Raw genomic sequence first — 21,430 nt, 5'->3', positions numbered from 1 at the left:
CAAGAAAGTGGGGAAATCGTTATGCAGACAGAGCAACAAGAATTGCCGATCAAACCAAAGGCCGAACCGCTGAAGCCTGCACCACGGGCAACTGCTCCGAAGAAGAAAAACAAAGGGAAAATGAAACAAAATATGGTCGGTTGGGCGTTCGTTGGACCCATCGTCCTGTTTGTCGTCGCGTTCATCTATTACGGCATCTTCTATAATGCCTACAATTCCTTCTTCTCCTGGGACGGCATTTCGTTTGATAAGGCCTTCGTTGGTTTTGAGAACTACGCGGAAATGTTCCGTGATCCGGATTTCTACCTCTCGCTTAAAAATACATTCATCTTTACGATCTTAACGGTCACGATCCAAGCCTTTATCGGTCTGGTGCTGGCGTACTTCCTACACACACAAGGACCGCTTCGGACCGCGATGAAATCGGTTTTCTTCTTCCCGGTCGTCTTGAGTCCGGTTGTCCTCGGGGCAGCCTTCTCGCAAATTTATGACTTCCAATTCGGTTACATCAACGAGTTTCTCCGGGCAATCGGTCTCGGCAGTTTAGAACAAAACTGGCTCGGTGATCCGGATATCGCCCTGTACTCGGTCATTGCGATTAACATCTTCCAGTGGACCGGTTCGTCGATGGTCATGTACTACATGGCGATGCTGGCGATTGAAAAAGAAATCTTTGAAGCTGCAAAAATCGATGGTGCCGGATTCTTCCGGACCCTCTGGAGCATCGTTTTCCCGAACTTAAAAGGAACGACATTCACGTTATCGATTCTCGGTGTCATCGGTGGTCTAAAGACGTTTGACTTAGTCTGGATCACGACAGCCGGCGGACCCGGTTCTTCAACAGAGTTCATCTCGACGTACCTGTTCCGTAAATCGATGCTGCAACAAGAAGTCGGCTTTTCAAGTGCTGTTGCCATCGTATTGCTTACAATCGCCTTGCTGATCACGTACTTCCAACTGCGTGTTCAAAAGAAAATGGATAACTAAGGAGGAACGTCCCATGAATGTAGAATCTAAAAAAAGCCGTTGGGTAATCAACCTCGTCCTGATGCTTGCTTCGATCGTTTGGCTGTTCCCGATTTTCGTCATGTTTAAGGAAAGCCTGCGTGTCAACGGCTTTGAAAACTATATCGCGACGCTGCAAAACCCGAACTTCCCGACATTCGTCTTCAACAGTTTCTTCGTCGCATTCTTCATGATCATCATCTCGATCTCGATTCTCGCCTTTGCGGCATTCGCGTTCTCAAAACTCGAATTCGCAGGAAAACGCCTGTTGTTCAACATGGTGCTCGCCGGTCTGATGTTACCAGTCGCTTCGATGATCGTGCCATTGTTCTTCACACTACGTTCGTTTGACGGTCTCAACAACCACTGGGGATTGATCGGGGCGGAAGTCGCCTTTTTCCTCCCGTTTGGTCTAATGCTGATCAAAGGGTACTTTGACGAGTTACCAAATGAATTGATGGAAGCCGCATACATTGACGGCGCGACGATTCTCGAAGTGTTCTTCAAAGTCATGTTGCCGCTTGCGAAACCAGCCCTTGCGACAGCTTTGATTTATGCATTCCTCAACTCGTGGAACGAGTACTTGATGGTCTTGACGTTCATGACAGACCCAGCGTATCAAACGGTCACGATGGCTCCAAGCTTCTTCAAAGATGCACTTGGCGGTGACCCTGGAAAAATCTACGCTTCACTCGTCTTGATCAGTTTACCGACGATGGTGTTCTATATCTTCTTCCAACGTTTCTTCCAAAAAGGAATGACGGCGGGCGCAGTAAAATAATTTGTTTTCAGTCAGGGGGAGCACGATGTATTTAGGAGTCGATTATTACCCGGAACAAACTCCACGCGAGTTATGGGAAGAAGATTTTCGTTTAATGAAAGAGCTCGGGGTCAACGTCGTTCGCTTGGCGGAATTTGCCTGGACGATGATGGAGCCGGAAGAAGGAGTCTACGATTTCCGTTTTTGGGACGATATCATTGAGCGCCTGAGTGCGGCCGATTTTGACATCGTGCTCGGGACACCGACGGCGACACCACCGGCCTGGATGTGTCATAAGTATCCGGAGATTTTGCCGGCGGACGAAAACGGCGTGACGATCAGCTTTGGCGCTCGTCGTCACTATACGGTCCACAGTGAGACGTACCAACGCTTTTCCGTTGCCATCACGACGGAAATGGCGAAGCGTTACGGAAAACATCCGCGTGTCATCGGTTGGCAGACGGATAACGAATACGGTCATGAAAAGTCCGACCGTTCATACAGTGACGTCGACCGGGCAGCTTTTCAAATCTGGTTGAAAAACCGTTACAAGACGCTTGACGCGTTAAACGAAACATGGGGAACGGTTTTCTGGAGCCAGACCTATACAGCATGGGAACAAATCCCGGTACCGCGGAAAGTTTATCAAGAGCACAATCCGTCGTTACTCGTCGACTTCGACCGTTTCTGTGCCGACGGTTACAACCATTACAACAAGTTGCAAGTCGATGCGCTCCGGGAACACATTCACCCGGATGCCTTCATCACACACAACCTCGTCTACAGTGACATGGCGGTGAATCAGCAACAAATGGCGCAAGATCTCGATTACGTCGCTTTCGACAATTACCCGGTCTGGGGAGGACTGCCGGAACCGAACCGCTTCGAGAAGATGGCGAGCGATCACGATCTCTGCCGTTCCTCAAAACAAGGCAAAGGTTTTTGGGTGATGGAGCAACTCAGCGGAGCGCAAGGGTGGAGTAAAATCGGTTACTTGCCGCGCCCCGGACACATCCGTTTGTGGACGTATCAAGCTGTCGCACGCGGCGCGGAAGCCATCGTCTATTTCCGTTTCCGGGCCGCCTTGTTCGGAACGGAAGAGTTTTGCCACGGCATCATCGATCACGATGGAAAACCAAAACGCAAATTTAATGAAGTGAAACAGATCATGACGGAACTTAACACATTTGGTGACGAGATCAATGCGAGCAGCTATCAAGCAGAAGTCGGTGTCTATTTTGACCAAGAAAATGTCTGGGCCTGGACGCATCAACCGCACAGCGATGCGTTTGATTTCCGGACGGAGTTCGTCCGGTTTTACGGCGGCGCCGTCCGGCGTCAGGCAGCAACCGATATCGTCTTCCCGGGTGACCGGCTCGATCAATACAAATTGATCATCGTTCCCCTGTATTTCTTAACGAATCCGACGTTTGACCAAGCGTTGATCGATTACATGGAGCAGGGCGGACACGTCATCTTCACGTACCGGACCGGCGTCAAGGATCCGCATAATAACGTCATTCCGTTGACGTTACCGGGCAAGTTCGCACCGTATGCCGGAATTGAAATTGATGAATACGAATCTCTCCAAGCGGTTCAGGAAAACCGTGTCGAAGGCATCGGGGCATTCGCCGGACAAGCGTCGCCGGCACGTCTCTGGTGTGATTTGATTACACCGACGACAGCCGAACCGCTCGCCGTTTACCGCGATACGTTTTATGACGGAGTCGCTGCCGTGACACGGAATGCTTATAAAGGAACCATCACGTACATCGGCGCATCGATTGATGATGCGATGATTGATACGATCTACCGCCAGGCGTTTCTCGATGCCGATGTTCAAACGTTTGAAGCACCGGATCAAGTCGAAGTCGTCCGCCGTCACGGGGAAACACGAGACTTCCTGTTCTTGATGAATCATGATACGAAAGCAAGCCGGGACGTTGTGCTCGACGCTGCATACAAAGAAGTGAACACGAACGAGACATATAGTGGAACAGTGACGCTCGCACCGCTCGAGACACTGATTCTGACAACGTAAGGAGGAGAACGACCATGGCTATTCTTGAACTGCCGAATCAGCGGTTCGTCCTCGAAGGACAACAGGTCGCGCATGTCGTGACGATCGGACAGCACGGCAAAGTGTTGCATACGTATTTTGGTGCCCGTCTGCCGTACCCGTCTGATTACGAAGCGTTGCCGAACCCGGTGCTTGCGCACAGTTCGTTTGAATCACCGGACGGTGTCGCCGTCTATGACTTCATCCCATTCGGTGAGATGGTCTATACAGAACCGACCTTAAAATCAGAGCGGCAGGACGGACAACGGATCAGCCAGTTTGCGTTTGAACGTGCCGAGACATCGGAATCCGGATTGACATTATGGTTGTTTGATCCGTTACAGGAACTTCGTGTCGGGATTCGCTACGATTTGTACGAAGCTTACGATATCATCGGGCGGTCGCTCGTGATTGAAAATACCGGAACACAATCAGTGCGGTTGACGACGGCCCAGTCGTTTGCAATGGGCATTTTGCAACGTCCGAACTTGAACCTGCATCACTTTGCGGGAACATGGACCGGCGAGTTCCAAAAACAAGTCACGCCACTAACGCCGGGACGTAAGACAATTGACAGCCGACGCGGCGTGACAAGCCATCAGGCGAATCCCTGGTTCGCTTTGGAACACGGTGCCACTGAATCGGCAGGAGAAGTCATTTATGGTCATTTCGCCTATTCGGGCAACTGGTCGATGCATTTTGAACAGGATGCGTTTGGTTTTGTTCAACTGTCGGGTGGCATGAATGCATTTGATTTCAGCTGGACGCTCGAAGCGGGACAACAGCTCGTTACACCAGACTTTTATATCGGATATGCCCAGGATGGTTTTGCCGGGATGAGTGCCCGGGCGCATGATTTCCAACGTGAAATCATCATGCCGGAATCGGACCGGAACAAAGTCCGGCCGGTGCTCTATAATTCCTGGGAAGCGACCTATTTTGACGTGACGGAACACGGACAACGCGCGCTCGTCGATCAAGCAGCTGCAATCGGTTGTGAACTGTTCGTCGTCGATGACGGCTGGTTCGGGGAACGAAACTCCGATCAAGCCGGTCTTGGCGACTGGGTCGTCAATCCCGAGAAGTTTCCGAACGGATTAACGCCGTTGATTGATTATGTGAAACAACAAAACATGCAGTTTGGTTTATGGGTCGAACCAGAAATGGTCAATCCGGATTCGAATTTATACCGGACACATCCTGACTGGATTTATCATAGTCCCGGTGCCCGTCGGACAACCTCGCGCAATCAGTTTGTCTTGAACCTCGGCTTGCCGGAAGTGGAACAATTCGTATTCCGGATGATGGATGAACTGCTCGGGACTCATGCGATTGATTACATCAAATGGGACATGAACCGTGCCTTTTCAGAACCGGGCGTACCGGGTGCGACACCGGCAGCGCAACAGGAACTGTGGAAACGGCATGTCGATGCGTTGTACCGGATCTTTGACGGCTTACGGATTCGTCATCCGGAAGTTGATTTTGAAGCCTGTGCCGGAGGCGGCGGGCGGATTGATCTCGGAATCCTCAAACGCACGGAACAAGTCTGGACGAGCGACAACACGGATCCACTGGATCGACTGGCGATTCAACACGATTTCTCGTTTGCCTATAATGCGAAGATGATGAGTTGTTGGGTGACGGATGGTCCGAACTGGCTCAACGGTCGGAACTTGCCGCTTGCGACACGGTTCGTCTCATCGATGCAGGGCACGCTTGGCATCGGCGGCAACTTAAGCGAATGGACGACGGAAGAATTAGCAGAAGCAAAAGAATGGATTGCAACATACAAGACGATTCGGGAAACGGTTCAATTCGGACGTCAACAGCGGATTCAAGCGGACGATCAAGGCGCCTCGATCATGCAGTATACGGCGAGTGAACAAACGGTCATCCTGGCTGTTGCGCCGATGCGTCAGCATGGAATCGGACAATACAGCTTTCGATTAAGAGGACTTGAGGCCACCGTCCTGTATCAGGTTGAAGGACGCACGCTCAGTGGTGCCTACTTGATGCAACAAGGAATTACCGTGACGTATACGAACGATTATGAAGCACGTTGCTTGCAGATCAAACCGGTTCGTCGCGGCGTGACAACAAAACAGTCAAAGGAGCCGATCGTATGACAGACCAGACACTCGAACAGATTTTTGAACAACAATTCGGTCAACCGTCGACCCACCGATTTTTTGCCCCCGGACGAATCAATCTGATCGGCGAACATACGGATTACAACGGGGGTCACGTTTTTCCGTGCGCCTTGACGCTTGGGACTCATGCCATTGTCCGGAAACGAGACGATCAAGTCTTTCGTTTTTATTCCTTGAACTTTGAAGCCGACGGCATCATCGAAGTGTCGGGAGATGATCTGACGCATCAACCGGTTCACGGTTGGGCAAACTATGCCAAAGGAATGATTCACGTATTGCGTGAAGCCGGGTACCGGATTGACAAGGGATGCGACATTCTCATCAAAGGGGATATTCCGAACGGAGCGGGATTGTCTTCCTCGGCTTCACTCGAACTCGTCATCGGTGTGCTGCTTGATACGCTGTATGAATTGCAGCTCGACCGGATCGAACTCGTTAAGTACGGTCAGCAGGTGGAAAATCAATACATCGGTGTCAACAGCGGCATCATGGATCAATTCGCGATCGGCATGGGAAAAGCGGGCTCCGGTCTGTTGCTTGACTGCGAGACCCTTGATTATACGTATGCGCCGCTCGATTTATCGGGTTACACGATCATCATCATGAATACAAACAAACGACGCGAACTGGCAGACTCGAAATACAATGAACGCCGTTCTGAATGTGAAGCAGCACTTACTTATCTGCAACAATACCGTCCGTACGAAACGCTTGGACAGTGGTCGACGGTTGAATTCGAATCAGTTCCGTTCGAAGATGAACGATTGCAACGGCGGGCACGTCATGCGATTTCCGAAAATGAGCGGACGTTACAAGCGCTCGCTGCCTTGACGGAAGGACGGCTCGAAGCTTTTGGTCAATTGATGAATGCGTCCCACCGGTCGTTACAGGTGGATTATGAAGTCACGGGACAAGAACTCGATACGCTGGTCGAGGCGGCCTGGTCCCAATCGGGTGTCCTCGGTGCCCGGATGACAGGTGCCGGTTTTGGCGGCTGTGCGATTGCCATCGTCGAAGACGAGACAGTCGAGACATTCATGACGGCAGTCGGTCGGCAATATGAGGCAGCAATCGGTTACCCGGCATCGTTTTATACGGCAACCGTCGGGGATGGAGCACGCGAAGTAGAACAGGAGGTCATCTAAATGGCAGTACTGGTAGTAGGTGGAGCAGGGTATATCGGATCGCATGCAGTTTATCAACTGATCGATGCCGGACAGGAAGTGGTCGTCATCGATCATTTAAAATCCGGTCACCGGGAAGCTGTTCATCCGGAAGCCCGTTTTTATGAAGGGGACATCCGGGATCGGGCCTTTCTCGATACGGTCTTTGGGACGGAAGTGATTGATCAAGTCGTCCATTTCGCTGCCTTTTCGTTAGTCGGTGAATCGATGGAACATCCGTTGGCGTATTTTGACAACAATGTCTACGGTACACAAGTTTTGCTGGAAGCGATGATGGCGCACGATGTCAAACAGATTGTCTTCTCATCGACAGCCGCGACCTACGGGGAGCAGGAACAGATGCCGATCCTCGAAACAGCTGTGACGAATCCAACGAACGCCTACGGCGAAACGAAGTTGATGATGGAGAAGATGATGCGCTGGTGTGAGACGGCTTACGGTCTGAATTACGTTGCGTTGCGTTACTTTAACGTCGCCGGAGCCCGATCGACAGGTGAAATCGGGGAAGATCATACACCGGAAACACACCTTGTTCCGCTCGTTCTCGAAGTTGCAAACAATCAACGTCCGGTGATTTCGATTTATGGGGATGATTATGCGACGGAGGACGGGACATGTGTCCGCGATTATATCCACGTCGAGGATTTGATTGATGCCCATGTGCTCGCCTTGGACTACTTAAAACAAGGAAAGCCGAGTGATGTCTTTAATCTGGGCTCAAGCCGCGGTTTTTCAGTCCGGGAAATCATTGAAGCCGCACGCCGCGTGACGGGACATGCGATTCCCGAGCAAGTTGTCGCAAGACGTGCCGGCGATCCGAGTACGTTGATTGCCGGATCGGATAAGGCGAAAACAGTCTTAGGCTGGAATCCTAGCCGGACAGACATCGAAACGATCATTCAAGATGCGTGGCGCTGGCATGAACAACGTCCGCAAGGCTACAAGACACCGGTACGATAAAGAGAGAATGGATTTAGGGGAGTGAAGGCGATGAACGAACTCATCAAACAATTAGTAGAGCAGGCAATCCGTCACCAGTTGATTCAACCGGAAGACGCGGTGTATGCACGAAACCGATTATTGGCGTTGCTGGGCGAAGCAGCTTACACGGATCCGGGTACTGTCGACACCGCGTCGATTCCCGACATCTTGGATGCGATGATTGAACAACAGATTGCTGCCGGACAATTGGCAGCACGTCTTGACGAGAAAGAACGATTGGCAGCGGAATTGATGGATGTGTTCGTCGATCGTCCGTCGACCATCACTTCGACCTTCCGACGGTTGTATGCGGAAAGTCCGCAACAGGCGACCGACTACTTCTATCAACTCAGTCAGGCGAACAACTACATTCAAACAAAACGAATCGCTAAGAATATTCAATACCAGGCGGATACGGTGTATGGTGAAATCGATATTACGATCAACCTCTCAAAACCGGAAAAAGATCCGCGTGAAATTGCGGCGGCACGGACGGAAATCGTTGATTCGACCTATCCGACGTGTCTGCTCTGTGTCGAAAACGTCGGTTATGCCGGCCGCATCAATCACCCGGCCCGTGCTAACCACCGGATTGTTCCGCTTTCACTCGAAGGCGAAGCGTGGGCGTTGCAATACTCCCCATACGTCTATTACAACGAACACAGCATCATCTTGTCACAGACGCACCGTGATATGGTGATTGACCGTCAAGCGTTTGCGCGACTCCTTGATTTCGTCGCTCAGTTCCCGCATTATTTTGCCGGATCGAATGCCGATTTACCGATTGTCGGCGGTTCGATTTTGACCCACGATCATTATCAAGGCGGTCGTTATGAATTTGCGATGGACCGGGCGCAAGCGTTGCATCAGTTTGTTTTACCGGATCATCCGGACGTCACCGGCGAAACGTTGCACTGGCCGCTGACGGTCGTGCGCTTGAGCAGTTCCGATGCGTCGGCCTTGCTCGATGCAGCAGACGAGGTGTATCAGACCTGGTTGACATACGAAGATGCCGAGCATGAGATCATTGCGGCAACGGACGGTATCCGCCATAACACGGTCACACCGATTGCCCGGATGCGCGGAGAACGATTTGAACTGGATTTGGTCTTGCGCAATAACCGGACGTCGGCGGAACATCCGGACGGCATTTTCCATACGCATGCGGATATTCACCATATTAAACGCGAGAACATCGGTTTGATTGAAGTGATGGGACTCGCCGTTCTGCCGGCCCGTCTGCTCAGTGAACTGAAAGAAGTCGAACAGTTCATCACCGGCACAAGCCAGGTCGCTTCGTCACACCAAGCCTGGGCGGAAGAACTGAAGGCAACCTATGCCGGACAAGACGTATCAGACTATGTCCGCCAGGCTGTCGCAGCAAAATTCGTTCGCGGGCTCGAAGACTGTGGTGTCTTCAAGCAGACGGAGCACGGACAAGCCGGACTCGGGCGGTTTCTTGAGACAGTCAGCCGCCAAGTGGCAGGTGATCGACGATGAGTGAGCACACAAAATCACTTCCGGAAATCGATTTCGTGCGGCACACGTTGACGCAACACGGGATTGAAGTCGAGATTTGGAACTACGGCGGCATCATCAATGACATTCGTGTGGCCGACCGGGACGGCGTGATGGAAAGTGTTGTTCTTGGACTGGAGACCGTCCAAGAGTATCAAAACCATTCCCCGTACTTTGGGGCGATTGTCGGCCGGGTCGCCGGACGCATCGGCCAAGCACGGATGGAAGTCGAGGGAACCGTTTATCCGTTGGCAGCCAATGACGGAGAGCACCATCTTCATGGCGGGATTCACGGATTTGATCAAGCACTGTTTGAAGTCATGGAGATGACGGAAACGCGGCTCCATTTACGGCACGTCAGTCCGGATGGAGCGGAAGGTTATCCCGGTACTGTGACGCTGGATGCGATTTATCAACTCGACGGTCTGGCGTTGACGTTGACGATGGAAGCGACGACGGACCAGACGACACCGTTGAACTTGACGAACCATACGTACTGGAACCTGTCGGGGAACTTACGTCGGGATATTCTCGATCACCGTTTGCAAGTGCCGAGCGATACGTACCTGCCCGTCGGAGAGGATCTGTTGCCGACCGGAGAGGTTCGTGACGTGACCGGAACACCGCTTGATTTTCGTACCGGACGTTCGATCCGCAGTGGTGCGGAGTCCGGGCATCCGGAAACAACGGCAGCCGGCAACGGGTATGACCATCCGTTTGTCTTATCAGGACAAGCGATTCGACTGGAAGACCCGGCAAGCGGTCGTTTTCTGGAAGTGACGACCGATCAGCCCGTCGTTGTCCTCTACACCGGTACACAACTCGAAACAAATTATACGATTCGCGGTGTCACTTCCCGTCCGTCACTCGGTCTGTGTCTTGAGACGCAGGTCCATCCGAATGCCGTCAAAGAGGCATCTTTCCCGGATGTGTTGGTACGACCGGACGAGACATATCGCTGGGAAACGACGTATCGCTTCGGGACAGATGGTTCGTAAAGGACGGACAGATGGATTTCAGGCAACATGGGGACCAGTCGAACAAGAACCGTGTGTAACGAGTAATTCTTTTTTTACGAGACAAGGGTGGCAGATTATCATTCTGCCACCCTTGTCTTTGTAGAGACTGACTTTTGAGTCAGACCCTTGTTTGCGCCCGCTTATCAGAACCAACGATTGTGGGAAAACAAGCAGGGAACGACCGTCGGATTAGAGAAAGGGATGGGACACGAAAAGGAGGAGAGAATATGCGTTACCCAGCGACACCTTGCATTACTTTGAATGGCACAGCGGCGCAGGCGATTGCGTATTATGACCGGACATTGGGGTTAAAACCACGTCGCATCTTGTCGGAAACAAATGCGCTTGGGCAACAGGAAATCTTTCATGCCCATTTGGCAAATGGTGCTTTTGAATTGATGCTGTGGGACGTCTCGTCAGCGATTCCGGCGGCTTCCCACATCCTGCTGCTTCTGTCGTTTGAGACGACCGAAGAAATTTCAGCCGCCTACACGGCACTGGCAGAGGACGGTCAGATCATGGAAGCGCTGGGCGTGCCGAGTTTCGGTGGGTTATATGCTCAAGTGACGGATCCTTTTGGGGTCACTTTCGTTTTGGAATACTCCGAAAACGGACGCGAATCAGCCGGTTAACTGCAGCAGTTGCCGCTTCATATTCAACTTTTTAAGCAAGTGAGTCATACTAAAAAACCGGTCACTGTTCAGTTGACCGGTTTTTGGATTACGACTTCGTCAAGATAGCTTGTTGCCGGGGTGACAAGTGGATAGCTTGTCCAACCAAAGATTCGATGGCTTCCGTCCAGGCTTCATTCCGGCTCGGATGCGGCATGACCGGGAAACGGACATCTTCTTCTTTAGCCGCCATTTCAAGCGCTTGGGCAAAGGTGCCGGCGAGTTCAACCGAACCTTCGCCGATCATATGAACACCTAATAACAGACTCGTCGTGGCATCCGTGACGACTTTGACAAATCCACTGCCTGCTTCAATCGTCGTTGCACCATTGGCGTTTAAGGCGAATTGACCAACACGGACGGCATGACCGGCATCCGTCGCGGCTTGCTCCGTCAATCCGATCGAGACGATTGGCGGAAGGGAGCGGATGACCGTTGGATAATAGGGAATCGTCGGATCAGGGGATTGTCCTGCCAACTGTTCGGCGGTTCGTTTGGCTTCGTGAATGGCCCGTGTTGCCAGTGACGGACCGGGTGTAACGTCACCAATCGCATAAATATGGGGTCGGCTCGTTTGTCCGAACGGATCGACGGGAATCGTGCCGTCTTCTGCCATCGTCACACCGATGCGTTCGAGACCCAATTCCAGCGTGTTTGGAATCCGTGGTAACGAGTGGAATAAAAATGGAGCGGTCCAGGTCGTTTCCTGTCCTTCTTTGACGACGGTGACCGTCACTTCATCCGTTGTCTCGATGGCGGTCACGATGCCCGTTACGAGTCGGATTTTTTGTTTTTTAAAGAGTCGTCGCAGTTCTTTGTCGAGGCTCGGATCGAGCTGAAACGCATCGGCGATCAATGTAACTTGTGTGCCGAGTGCCTGAAAACTCATTGCTGCTTCAATCGTGATATAGTCCTGACCGATGATGACGAGTCGGTCCGGCAGGTCGGTCAGCTGGTAGAGTTGTTCCGCATTTAAGAGGAGAGGGGACGTCTGCTGAAGACTATGGCTTCCGGTTGCGATCACGACATCATTGAACCGGTATGTGTCGAACTGATGTCCCTGTTCGACACCGATCCGGTCGTCCGCCAAGAACGAGGCGGTCCCTTGAATGTATTCGATGGCGTTTGCCTGGCATAAAGCTTCGACGCCGGTGCGTAACTGATGGACAATCCCGTCCCGATACTTCACCAATTGGTTGAAGTCATGTGTCGGTTCAATCGAAAAACCGAGTGTCGTCAAATGGTTCATTTGTTGTTTCACTTCCGCCGCATGCGCAACGACTTTGGATGGGATACAGCCTTTGTTCAGACAAAGCCCTCCGAGCTGTGCTTGTTCAATTAAGGTCACTTTTCGACCCAATTGACTGGCGCGGATGGCAGCTGTGTAACCGGCCGGACCGCCGCCGAGAATCAACAGATCACGTTCTTGGGTCAGTTCACCAACAACCATTTAGATCAACTCCATCAATAAAGTAGTGGGGTGTTCGATCAGTCCGGCAAACCGGTTTGTAAAGGCGACGGCGGTCGCGCCGTCCGCCACACGGTGATCAAAGGACATCGACAGATTCATCATCGAGCGGATGACGATTTGATCCTGGTCGTCGACACACACCCGTTTTTTCGTTTTGTGGAAGGCGATCAACGCCGTTTCCGGATAATTGATGATCGGCGTTGCGCCTGTACTGCCGAGTGGTCCGACATTACTCATCGTGAAGGTGCTCGCTTTGAGGTCTGCTGCCCGTAAATCACCGTTCTTGGCACGGGTGGACAGATCCGCGACTTGTTGATGCAATTGTTGCATCGTCAGTCGGTCGGCGTCCTGGACGACCGGCACGATCAATCCGTCAGCCGTTTCAGTCGCGACACCGATATGGTACTGCCGCTCCAAAATAATCTGTTCGTTTGCTTCATCGAGCTTGGCGTTGAAGACCGGGAAGTCTTGTAAGGCGACGATCAAGGCTTTGATGAAAAAAGCGTTGACGCTGATCGGTTTCCCGGCGGCTTTCAATTCTTCGCGCAATGCCAGTAAACGGGTCATGTCAACTTCTTCAAAGTGGGTGACATGCGGAATCGTAAAGAGTGACTGGGTCATCTTTTTGGCGATCTGTTTGCGGATGCCCCGGAACGGAATCGTATCGACCGGCGCAGATGGTGCCTCGACCGCGACTGGACGCTGATCGTTCTCAGGAGCCGTTCCGCTTTCGAGGAAACGACGTACATCTTCTTCCGTGACGCGACCGGACGGATCGACAGCCGGAACTAGTTCCAAATCGATGCCAAGATCGCGAGCAATTTTCCGCGTGTAAGGTGTCGCCAACACACGTTTTGGACGTTCCGTCAGGAGGGCAGTCACGGTTGGCTGTAGTTGTTGCGGTTGCTCGGACTGTTCAACCGTTCGTTCAACGGTGACTGCCGTTTGTGCTTCCGTTGCCTCGATCAATAACAAGACCGTCCCGACGCCAACCGTTTGTCCGACAGGAATTAACAGGTCCGTGACGACACCGGATACCGGAGCCGGCAGTTCAGCGACCATCTTGTCAGTCGAGACTTCGACGACCGGTTGGTCAATCGTGACCCGATCGCCCACCTGGACCAGATAGTTTGCGATTTCACCTTCCGTCATGCCTTCCCCCACATCATGCAATTTCACTTCAATCATCCTGCTCACTCCTTAAAAATCGATCGTACGCTGGATCGCTTCAAGCACACGAGTCGGCGTCGGGATGTAATGGTCTTCGAGCGCGAATAACGGAACCGGCACATCGAATCCGGTGACCCGGGCAATCGGTGCCCGTAAATACAAGAACGAAGTATCATTGATTAAAGCAATCAAATCATTCCCGAGTCCACCCGTTGCCTGTGCTTCATGAACGATGACAGCCCGACCTGTTTTTTGGACGGAGGCGGCAATCGTCGTCCGGTCAAGCGGATAAAGCGTCCGTAAATCAATCACTTCACAGGAAATACCGCGTGTCGCTGCTTCGGTCGCCGCTTTTTGGGCAACCTGAACCATCGCCCCCCAGGCGATGAGTGTCACGTCTTGACCTTCCGTGACGCATTTGGCTTTTCCGATTTCAACCGTGTACGACTCACTCGGAACCGGTTCCTTAAAGGCGCGGTAACTGCGCATCGATTCGAGGAATAAGACCGGGTCCGGATCTTCGATCGCTGCAATCAATAAGCCTTTGGCGTCGTAAGGCGTTGCCGGACAGACGACCTTTAAGCCGGGCATCGAGGTGAAGAGGGCTTCCGTGCTGTCCGAGTGAATTTCCGGTGCCCGAATGCCTGCCCCGTAAGGAGCCCGGATGACCATCGGGACACCGTAACGTCCCATCGTCCGCATCCGGATTCGTGCGACATGCGTCATGATTTGTTCGTAGGCCGGATAGATGAAACCGAGGAATTGAATTTCGACGATCGGTTTAAACCCGTTGACCGCAAGACCGATTGACGTTCCGACGATTCCCGCTTCACTGAGGGGCGTATCGATGATCCGGTCTTCGCCGAATTCTTCCTGTAGACCGTCTGTTGCCCGGAACACCCCGCCGTTTTTTCCGACATCTTCGCCTAATACCAGTGTCGTCTCATCGGTCGTCAGTTTTGTCCGTAAGGCATCGGTGACAGCCTGGACAAGCGTCATCTCCGTTTGTCGATTGATTGGTGTCGCCATGTCAATTCCCCCTCGCTGTCAGGTAATCCGCTTTTTGACGGATTAAATCGTCCGGTAGTGTCGCAAACGTATGGTCAAACAAATCGTTGACGTCAGGTGAAGGGAAGGCTTCCATCGTTTTGACGGCCGCCTCGACCTCTTCTTGATGGCGGATTCGAATCGCTTCGATTTCCTGTTCCTCGTAAAAGCCTTGTGCCTTCATGAAATCTTCCAAGCGGGTGAGCGGATCGACGCGGTCACGCGACCGGTCCTGATCGCGGTATTTCGACGGATCATCCGCCGTCGTATGCGCACCGAACCGCCATGTGACGGCTTCGATCAATGTCGGACCGCCGCCGGACCGAGCCCGCTCAAGTGCCTCTTGCATCGTGAAGTACACGGCAAAGACATCGTTGCCGTCAATCCGGACGCTCGGCATCCCATAGGCCAACGCTTTTTGGGCAATCGTTTCCGAATGCATCTGTTTCTGGATCGGGACTGAGATGGCATACCCGTTGTTTTGATTAAACAAAATGACCGGTGTCTGGAAGACACTCGCGAAGTTCATCCCTTCATGGAAATCGCCTTCCGAGGTCGCACCGTCTCCAAAATAAGCGACGGCGACTTGATTCGTCCCTTTGCGTTTTTCTGCCCAGGCCGCACCAACGGCATGGGGGATTTGTGTGGCAATCGGTACTGCCGGCGGGAAAATGTGCAACTCGTCCGTCGGGACACATCCTTCGACCCGTCCATTCCAGTACAAAAACGTCCGGACCATATCAGCGCCAAAGGTCAGTGTCGCCCCGTGATCACGATAGGTCGGGAAGATCCAGTCCTTGTTATGCAGCGCATAGGCACTGCCGACCTGTGCGGCTTCCTGACCTTCAAACGGAGCATAGGTTCCGAGCCGTCCCTGGCGTTGCAGGTTGATCGCCTTACGGTCAAACGTCCGGATGCGGTTCATATGTGTGAACAGGGCGAGGCTCAGCTCCTTGGTCAGTAAGTCAGTTTTAGATGTATCGATCACTTGTCCCGCATCATCGAGGATACGGTGGATCGGAAATTGGTTTTCCATCGGTGTCACCTCCATTAGTCGTTACGGATGTTCCATTTTGGTTTGATCGTATTCGTAAAGATGTTGTTATGACGTGACCGGATTTGAATGCGTTTATTGCACATCCGGTCCGCCGCTTCAAGCGTTGTGATCGATTCCGCATGGGACTCGTGGAACACTTCGAGGACCGCATCGTAGATGTGCTTGGTTTTCAGCAAGACCCGTTCATGGTTCGCCCCGTACAATTCATCGGCGACTTGGATCAATCCGCCGCCGTTGACGATGTAGTCCGGTGCATATAAAATGCCGCGTTGCTTTAATTCGAGTGCGAGCGCATCCACTGCCAGCTGGTTGTTGGCAGATCCGCAGATAGCCTTACATTGCAACAAGTGGATATTCGTTGCTTGGATGACGCCACCGTAAGCACAAGGAACAAAAATATCCGCATCCGTCAGATGGATTTCATGAGCGGCGATGACACGGACTGTCCCCGGCGTTTGTTCTGCCCGTTCAACGAGCATAGCCAGAACCGCTTCATTGAGATCGGAGACGTATAAGTTGGCGCCTGCGTCTAACAGCTGTTCCGCGACTTTATAGCCGACTTTTCCAAGACCCTGGACCGCGTAGCTTGCCCGGCTTAAATCGTCTGATCCATACAAGGTTTCGACGGTTGCGCGCAGACCATAGATGACGCCTTCCGCTGTCGGGATCGACGAATCGCCGCTGCCGCCAAAGGCTTCCGGAATGCCGACGATCCGGGAGGTTTCCCGACTGGCGTGGACGAAGTCGTCCATCGTCGTTCCCATGTCCGTCCCGGTATAGAAACGACCGCCGAGCGAATCGACGAATCGTCCGAAGGCCCGGAATAGTTCCGGCGTCTTATCGGTTGCGGGATCACCAATGATGACGGCCTTGCCGCCGCCAAAATCAACGTCAGCCGCGGCGCATTTATACGTCATGCCGCGCGACAGGCGTAAAACATCATCGAGTGCTTCATCGACGGTTGAATACGGCGCCATCCGGCATCCGCCGAGTGCGGGACCGAGAGTCGTATCGTGAATGGCAATGATCGCCTGAAGACCAGACACAGGATCGTTACAGAAAACAACTTGTTCATGACCGGAAATCTTCTCCATGATGGATGGTGACGGGTTGGTTGATGGGTTCAACATGTTCATATAGCATCCTCCTAAATATAGTAAGCGCTTTCATTTTAGGTTTTACAAAACACGCGGCGTCAACTTTTTCTGGATCAGCTGCTTATTTAAGATGATTTGTTTCACTTCACCCAGACCGATGACACGGTCGCCGTGTCTGACTTCTACTTTTGCCAATACGCGGTCAGGTGTGAGTTCGATGACGGTGGCTTCAATCCGGATGTTTGATCCAAGTGTAGCCATCCCCAAATGCTTCAAAGAGACAGCACCACCGACTCCTTCTTCCTGTTCTTCGAGGTAGGGGAGGATCAGTTTCCGGGCCGCCCATTCCATATGATAGACCATTGAAACCGTAGAATAGGCAGGATGAACGACGATTCCTTCAAACTGTGCAAACATCTCTTCGGTCACGATGGCCTCAACGACGGCTGTATCTCCAAGCGACAAACCATTTCTCAACGTGATTCCCCCTTGTTTTCGACCACAGCTGGTCTTACCAAAAATAGTATAACACTTGTCACACGATATTTTATCAATCAGTTACAAAATGAGCAAACATTTTCAGAAATATTTTCCAAAAAGAAAGATTAATTTTGATTTTTCTTTATTAAGAAGTCTTTTAATCTCGAATTTGATTTTATGAACCGGATTAGAATCGAGTATTGGGAGCTTTTAACAAAACAAGGATTGACAACATTGTGAACGTATCGTAGGTTATTAATATAACCATTTTAGAACGGACGTTTATTAATTGTGTTATATAAGCGGGGAAGGGGTGCGACTTGTACAACGAAATCCTGGAAACGATGACACTGGAAGAGCGGACAGTCTTACAACTGGAGCGTCTACAAGAGACAATTCGTCATGTAATGAACCATGTTCCGTTTTATCAACAACAACTACAGGACCTTGGGCTTGATGCCGGTTCTTTTCAAACGATTACCGATATCCAAAAGTTGCCATTCACACGAAAAAATGATTTGCGTGCGCATTATCCGTTTGGATTATTTGCCGTTCCACCGAACGAAGCAGTAAGGATTCACGCGTCATCCGGAACAAGTGGAAAACCGACCGTCGTCGGTTACACACAAAGTGATCTTGATGACTGGTCGACGTCTGTCGCACGAGGCTTGATCGCAATCGGAGCAAAAGCGGACGACTTGCTTCACAATGCATACGGCTACGGATTGTTTACGGGTGGACTTGGCTTACATGCGGGAGCTGAACAGCTTGGTATGACGGTCATTCCGGTATCCGGAGGAAATACGGACCGGCAGATTACGTTAATCGAAGACTTCAGACCGTCCGGTATTTGCGGAACACCCTCGTATATGTTGCATCTTGCGGAACGGATGGAAGAACATGGGCTTGATCCGAAAGCGAGCAGCCTGAAATATGGAATATTCGGAGCCGAGCCGTGGTCGGAAGAACTGCGACAAACACTGGAAGACAAGTGGGGGATTCGAGCCTTTGACATCTACGGTCTCAGTGAAATTATGGGTCCGGGTGTCGCAATGGAATGTCAGCAACAAAACGGATTACACCTGATGGACGATTTATTTATCACGGAAGTCATTGATCCCGCAACGGGGGAACCGCTACCAGAAAGAACGGTCGGGGAACTCGTTTTTACAAGTTTAAAAAAGAAAGCGCTTCCAATTATTCGTTACCGTACAGGAGACTTGGCATCGGTGACGACAGAAACGTGTCCCTGCGGTCGGACAACGACCCGGATGTCGCGGGTCAAGGGCAGAACGGACGATATGCTGATCATTCGTGGAGTAAATGTCTTCCCATCGGAAATCGAACGGGTCCTGTTGCAGCAAGCAGGAGTCAGTCCGCATTATCAAATTCACCGGATTCAGCGTGCCGGGCTTGAAGCGTTGGAGTTACACATCGAATTAGAAGAAGGAATGATACCGGAAGAGATGGAACGAATCATCTGCCATGCCATGAAAACAGAGTGCTTGATTTCGATTGATTTGGTTTGTCACCCGCTGTATGGTCTTCCACGATCGGAAGGCAAAGCGGTCCGGATCATTGACCGACGCGCAGTGTCTGAGAAGAAGTTTGTTTAAGCAGAGGAGGAAACAAGATGTATGATGCGACACATCTCTTTGAACCACCCGTCATGACAGAAGAACAAAAATTGGAACGATTTAAAGAACGGATTGAGAACGGTGAAAAAATCGAAGCAGATGACTGGATGCCCGGTTTTTACCGCGATACGTTAATTAAATTGATTTCGATGCACGGCATCAGTGAAATCATGGGGGCTTTGCCGGAAAAAGAGTGGGTTCCGAAAGCGCCGTCGTTACGCCGAAAACTCGGTATCATGGCCAAAGTTCAGGACGAGATGGGGCACGGTCAACTTCTGCTCCGGGTTGTCGAGGATTTGATGAAGCCGTACGGAAAAAACCGGGCGGATTTGATGGATGACTTGTTCACGGGACGCCTCAAGTTCCACAATGTCTTCCATATGCCGACACGTTCGTGGGCGGATGCCGGAACAATCGGTTGGCTTGTCGACGGAGCGGCAATCATTACCCAGACGAACATGCTGGGTGCTTCGTACGGTCCATATGCGCGGGCACTACAACGGATTTGTGCGGAAGAAGTGTTCCATGCCCAACATGGTGAATCGATCATCATGGCACTGGCGGAAGGAACACCCGAACAAAAAGCGATGATTCAGGAATCACTCGACGAGTGGTGGGAATCCCTGTTGATGTTCTTCGGACCGGCGACAAAAGAAACGACCGGCACTTCGAAGCAGGACGTGACGATTGCGTACAAAATCCGGACGAAGACGAATGAAGAATTGCGTCAAAGTTTCTTTACGAAATATGTTCCCCGGATCCGGTCGCTCGGTCTCGTCATTCCAGATCCGACGTTACGATTCGACGAGGAGACAGGGCAATGGATATATGCCCAACCGGATTGGACAGAATTTAAGAAAATCATTCAAGGCGGCGGTCCCCGTTCGAAGGAGCGGCTCGCTTTACGTCAAACTTCGTATCAAAACAATGCGTGGGTGCGCGAGGCACTTGCTGCGACGATCGGCTGAAGGAGGAAACATCATGGCGGAAACGTTTTATCAGGAGTTCGAGATTTTCAGTAAACGGACACCCAATGCGGCTTTTACGCATCAATTCAGTCTGCTCGCCCCGAATAAAGAGATGGCGTTGTTGATGGCGCAGGAAAACTTCATGCGCCGGGAACCGGTCGTCGATATCTGGGTCGTCAAACGGGACGATATCCGGGGAATGACGCCGGACGAAAAACAAATGTTGCAACGGCTCGACAACAAGGATTACCGGACGACAAAAGGATACGGGTATCTCAAGAAAAAATGGCGGCATTACGAGCAACAGATGCTCGATGAGAAAGAGATCATGTCGTGGCAGGGAGGCGATTCGAAATGACGGAAGCAGAACGGTTGGCTTTAGCCTCCTTGATGTACCAACTGGCGGATGACGATTTTCTTTATGCGTACCGCGGGTCGGAGTGGCTGGGTTTGGCACCGCATATCGAGGAAGATGTTGCGTCCTCCTCAATCGCTCAGGATTCGATGGGGCACGCGGCGATGTACTATCAGCTGCTCGAAGAAATCGGCGAAGGAAAAGCAGATGCGCTTGCTCATGTCCGCCTGGCACACGAACGGAAAAATTCCGTTCTCGTCGAACGGGTCAACGGTCCCGGTTACTATATGGAAAATCCGGATTATGACTGGGCGTATGCCGTCGTTCGTAATTACTGCTACACGCTCGCGAAGAAGGTCCGCATCGACTCGTTGAAAAAAAGCAGTTATGCACCGCTTGCAGCACTCGCCGTCAAGGTCAACATGGAACTGTATTATCACCTGTTGCACTGGCAAACGTGGTTCACGCAGTTGTATCAATCGACCGAAACCGCCCGTCAGAAGATGGACGCCGCCCTCGAACGGGTGCTTGCTGACTTTGGTGATCTGTTCGACTACGGGGAAGCAGCACATATGATTGACGAGATGCAGCTGATTGAAGATCAGGGAGTATTGCTAGATCGCTGGTATCAGGCGTTGACACCGGTCCTCGTGGATTTAAACGTCACGTTGCCGGAAATGAAGATGACCTATAACGGACGAAACGGAGAGCATTCTTCTGATTTGAACGATGCCTTATCGACGCTCGGGGAAGTGTATCTGCTCGATCAGTCAGCGGTATGGTGAAGGAGGAACGGCA

19 protein-coding genes are annotated in these 21,430 nt (G+C 51.7%); 13 read left to right on the top strand and 6 right to left on the bottom strand.

The features are described 5' to 3' along the window. Window positions 1-21 precede the first annotated feature (21 nt). From ACHA8N_RS03615 to ACHA8N_RS03575, 9 genes are all read left to right on the top strand, one after another. Window positions 22-987: a carbohydrate ABC transporter permease gene (locus tag ACHA8N_RS03615; protein WP_393964744.1), complete on the top strand. Its 966-nt coding sequence runs from the start codon at window positions 22-24 to the stop codon at window positions 985-987. A 13-nt stretch (window positions 988-1,000) separates the two neighbouring features. After that, window positions 1,001-1,786 carry a carbohydrate ABC transporter permease gene (locus ACHA8N_RS03610; protein WP_147511704.1) on the top strand — a complete coding sequence of 262 codons (786 nt, stop codon included), beginning with the start codon at window positions 1,001-1,003 and terminating at the stop codon, window positions 1,784-1,786. 25 nt (window positions 1,787-1,811) lie between these two features. Next, window positions 1,812-3,806, top strand: a complete 1,995-nt coding sequence (locus ACHA8N_RS03605; RefSeq protein ID WP_393964743.1) for a beta-galactosidase — start codon at window positions 1,812-1,814, stop codon at window positions 3,804-3,806. Between the two features lie 14 nt (window positions 3,807-3,820). Continuing rightward, the gene (locus ACHA8N_RS03600) at window positions 3,821-5,953 is read left to right on the top strand and encodes an alpha-galactosidase (RefSeq protein ID WP_393964742.1); all 2,133 of its coding nucleotides are present in this window, start codon (window positions 3,821-3,823) and stop codon (window positions 5,951-5,953) included. Continuing rightward, window positions 5,950-7,122 (top strand): galactokinase, encoded by a 1,173-nt coding sequence (locus ACHA8N_RS03595; protein ID WP_393964741.1) that lies wholly within the window; start codon window positions 5,950-5,952, stop codon window positions 7,120-7,122. Before ACHA8N_RS03600 ends, ACHA8N_RS03595 begins: the two co-directional genes overlap by 4 nt. Further along, a complete protein-coding gene (gene galE / locus ACHA8N_RS03590; RefSeq protein ID WP_028107042.1) occupies window positions 7,123-8,121 on the top strand; it encodes a UDP-glucose 4-epimerase GalE in 999 nt (332 codons plus the stop codon). It abuts the gene before it with no gap. Window positions 8,122-8,151: 30 nt separating this feature from the next. Further along, on the top strand, window positions 8,152-9,642 hold the full coding sequence (locus ACHA8N_RS03585) for a UDP-glucose--hexose-1-phosphate uridylyltransferase (RefSeq protein ID WP_393964740.1): 1,491 nt from the start codon (window positions 8,152-8,154) through the stop codon (window positions 9,640-9,642). Continuing rightward, on the top strand, window positions 9,639-10,658 hold the full coding sequence (locus ACHA8N_RS03580; protein WP_393964739.1) for an aldose epimerase family protein: 1,020 nt from the start codon (window positions 9,639-9,641) through the stop codon (window positions 10,656-10,658). The genes ACHA8N_RS03585 and ACHA8N_RS03580 overlap by 4 nt, the downstream gene beginning before the upstream one ends. 248 nt (window positions 10,659-10,906) lie before the next feature. After that, window positions 10,907-11,311, top strand: a complete 405-nt coding sequence (locus ACHA8N_RS03575; protein WP_393964738.1) for a VOC family protein — start codon at window positions 10,907-10,909, stop codon at window positions 11,309-11,311. Between the two features lie 88 nt (window positions 11,312-11,399). Here the strand turns inward: ACHA8N_RS03575 and ACHA8N_RS03570 are convergent, their stop codons facing one another. From ACHA8N_RS03570 to ACHA8N_RS03545, 6 genes are read right to left on the bottom strand one after another with little or no spacing between them, the layout of a single operon-like run. Further along, window positions 11,400-12,800, bottom strand: coding sequence for a dihydrolipoyl dehydrogenase family protein (locus ACHA8N_RS03570; protein WP_393964737.1), 1,401 nt, complete (start codon window positions 12,798-12,800; stop codon window positions 11,400-11,402). Then, window positions 12,801-14,009, bottom strand: coding sequence for a dihydrolipoamide acetyltransferase family protein (locus ACHA8N_RS03565; RefSeq protein WP_393964736.1), 1,209 nt, complete (start codon window positions 14,007-14,009; stop codon window positions 12,801-12,803). 12 nt (window positions 14,010-14,021) lie between these two features. Then, on the bottom strand, window positions 14,022-15,020 hold the full coding sequence (locus ACHA8N_RS03560; protein WP_026834032.1) for an alpha-ketoacid dehydrogenase subunit beta: 999 nt from the start codon (window positions 15,018-15,020) through the stop codon (window positions 14,022-14,024). A gap of 1 nt (window position 15,021) precedes the next feature. Continuing rightward, complete coding sequence (gene pdhA / locus ACHA8N_RS03555; RefSeq protein WP_147511715.1) at window positions 15,022-16,074, bottom strand: pyruvate dehydrogenase (acetyl-transferring) E1 component subunit alpha; 1,053 nt, start codon at window positions 16,072-16,074, stop codon at window positions 15,022-15,024. Between the two features lie 14 nt (window positions 16,075-16,088). Then, on the bottom strand, window positions 16,089-17,231 hold the full coding sequence (locus ACHA8N_RS03550) for a Glu/Leu/Phe/Val family dehydrogenase (RefSeq protein ID WP_026834030.1): 1,143 nt from the start codon (window positions 17,229-17,231) through the stop codon (window positions 16,089-16,091). A gap of 42 nt (window positions 17,232-17,273) precedes the next feature. Continuing rightward, the gene (locus ACHA8N_RS03545; RefSeq protein ID WP_147511716.1) at window positions 17,274-17,669 is read right to left on the bottom strand and encodes a thioesterase family protein; all 396 of its coding nucleotides are present in this window, start codon (window positions 17,667-17,669) and stop codon (window positions 17,274-17,276) included. 323 nt (window positions 17,670-17,992) lie between these two features. Here ACHA8N_RS03545 and ACHA8N_RS03540 point away from each other — a divergent pair, with 323 nt between their 5' ends. Genes ACHA8N_RS03540 through paaC form a run of 4 tightly spaced genes read left to right on the top strand, consistent with a single transcriptional unit; the run spans window position 17,993 to window position 21,417 of the window. Then, window positions 17,993-19,288, top strand: a complete 1,296-nt coding sequence (locus tag ACHA8N_RS03540; protein WP_393964735.1) for a phenylacetate--CoA ligase family protein — start codon at window positions 17,993-17,995, stop codon at window positions 19,286-19,288. 17 nt (window positions 19,289-19,305) lie between these two features. Further along, on the top strand, window positions 19,306-20,277 hold the full coding sequence (paaA, locus tag ACHA8N_RS03535; protein WP_393964734.1) for a 1,2-phenylacetyl-CoA epoxidase subunit PaaA: 972 nt from the start codon (window positions 19,306-19,308) through the stop codon (window positions 20,275-20,277). A 13-nt stretch (window positions 20,278-20,290) separates the two neighbouring features. Next, window positions 20,291-20,635: a 1,2-phenylacetyl-CoA epoxidase subunit PaaB gene (gene paaB, locus ACHA8N_RS03530; RefSeq protein ID WP_393964733.1), complete on the top strand. Its 345-nt coding sequence runs from the start codon at window positions 20,291-20,293 to the stop codon at window positions 20,633-20,635. After that, entirely contained in the window at window positions 20,632-21,417 is a 786-nt protein-coding gene (gene paaC, locus ACHA8N_RS03525; RefSeq protein ID WP_393964732.1) for a 1,2-phenylacetyl-CoA epoxidase subunit PaaC, read from the top strand. Before paaB ends, paaC begins: the two co-directional genes overlap by 4 nt. The last annotated feature ends 13 nt before the right edge of the window (window positions 21,418-21,430 follow it).

It is taken from the genome of Exiguobacterium sp. S22-S28, from assembly GCF_043359615.1.
GTDB lineage: Bacteria > Bacillota > Bacilli > Exiguobacteriales > Exiguobacteriaceae > Exiguobacterium_A.
Note: the sequence above shows the minus strand (reverse complement) of the source record. Positions and strands in the feature narration are given on the sequence as shown.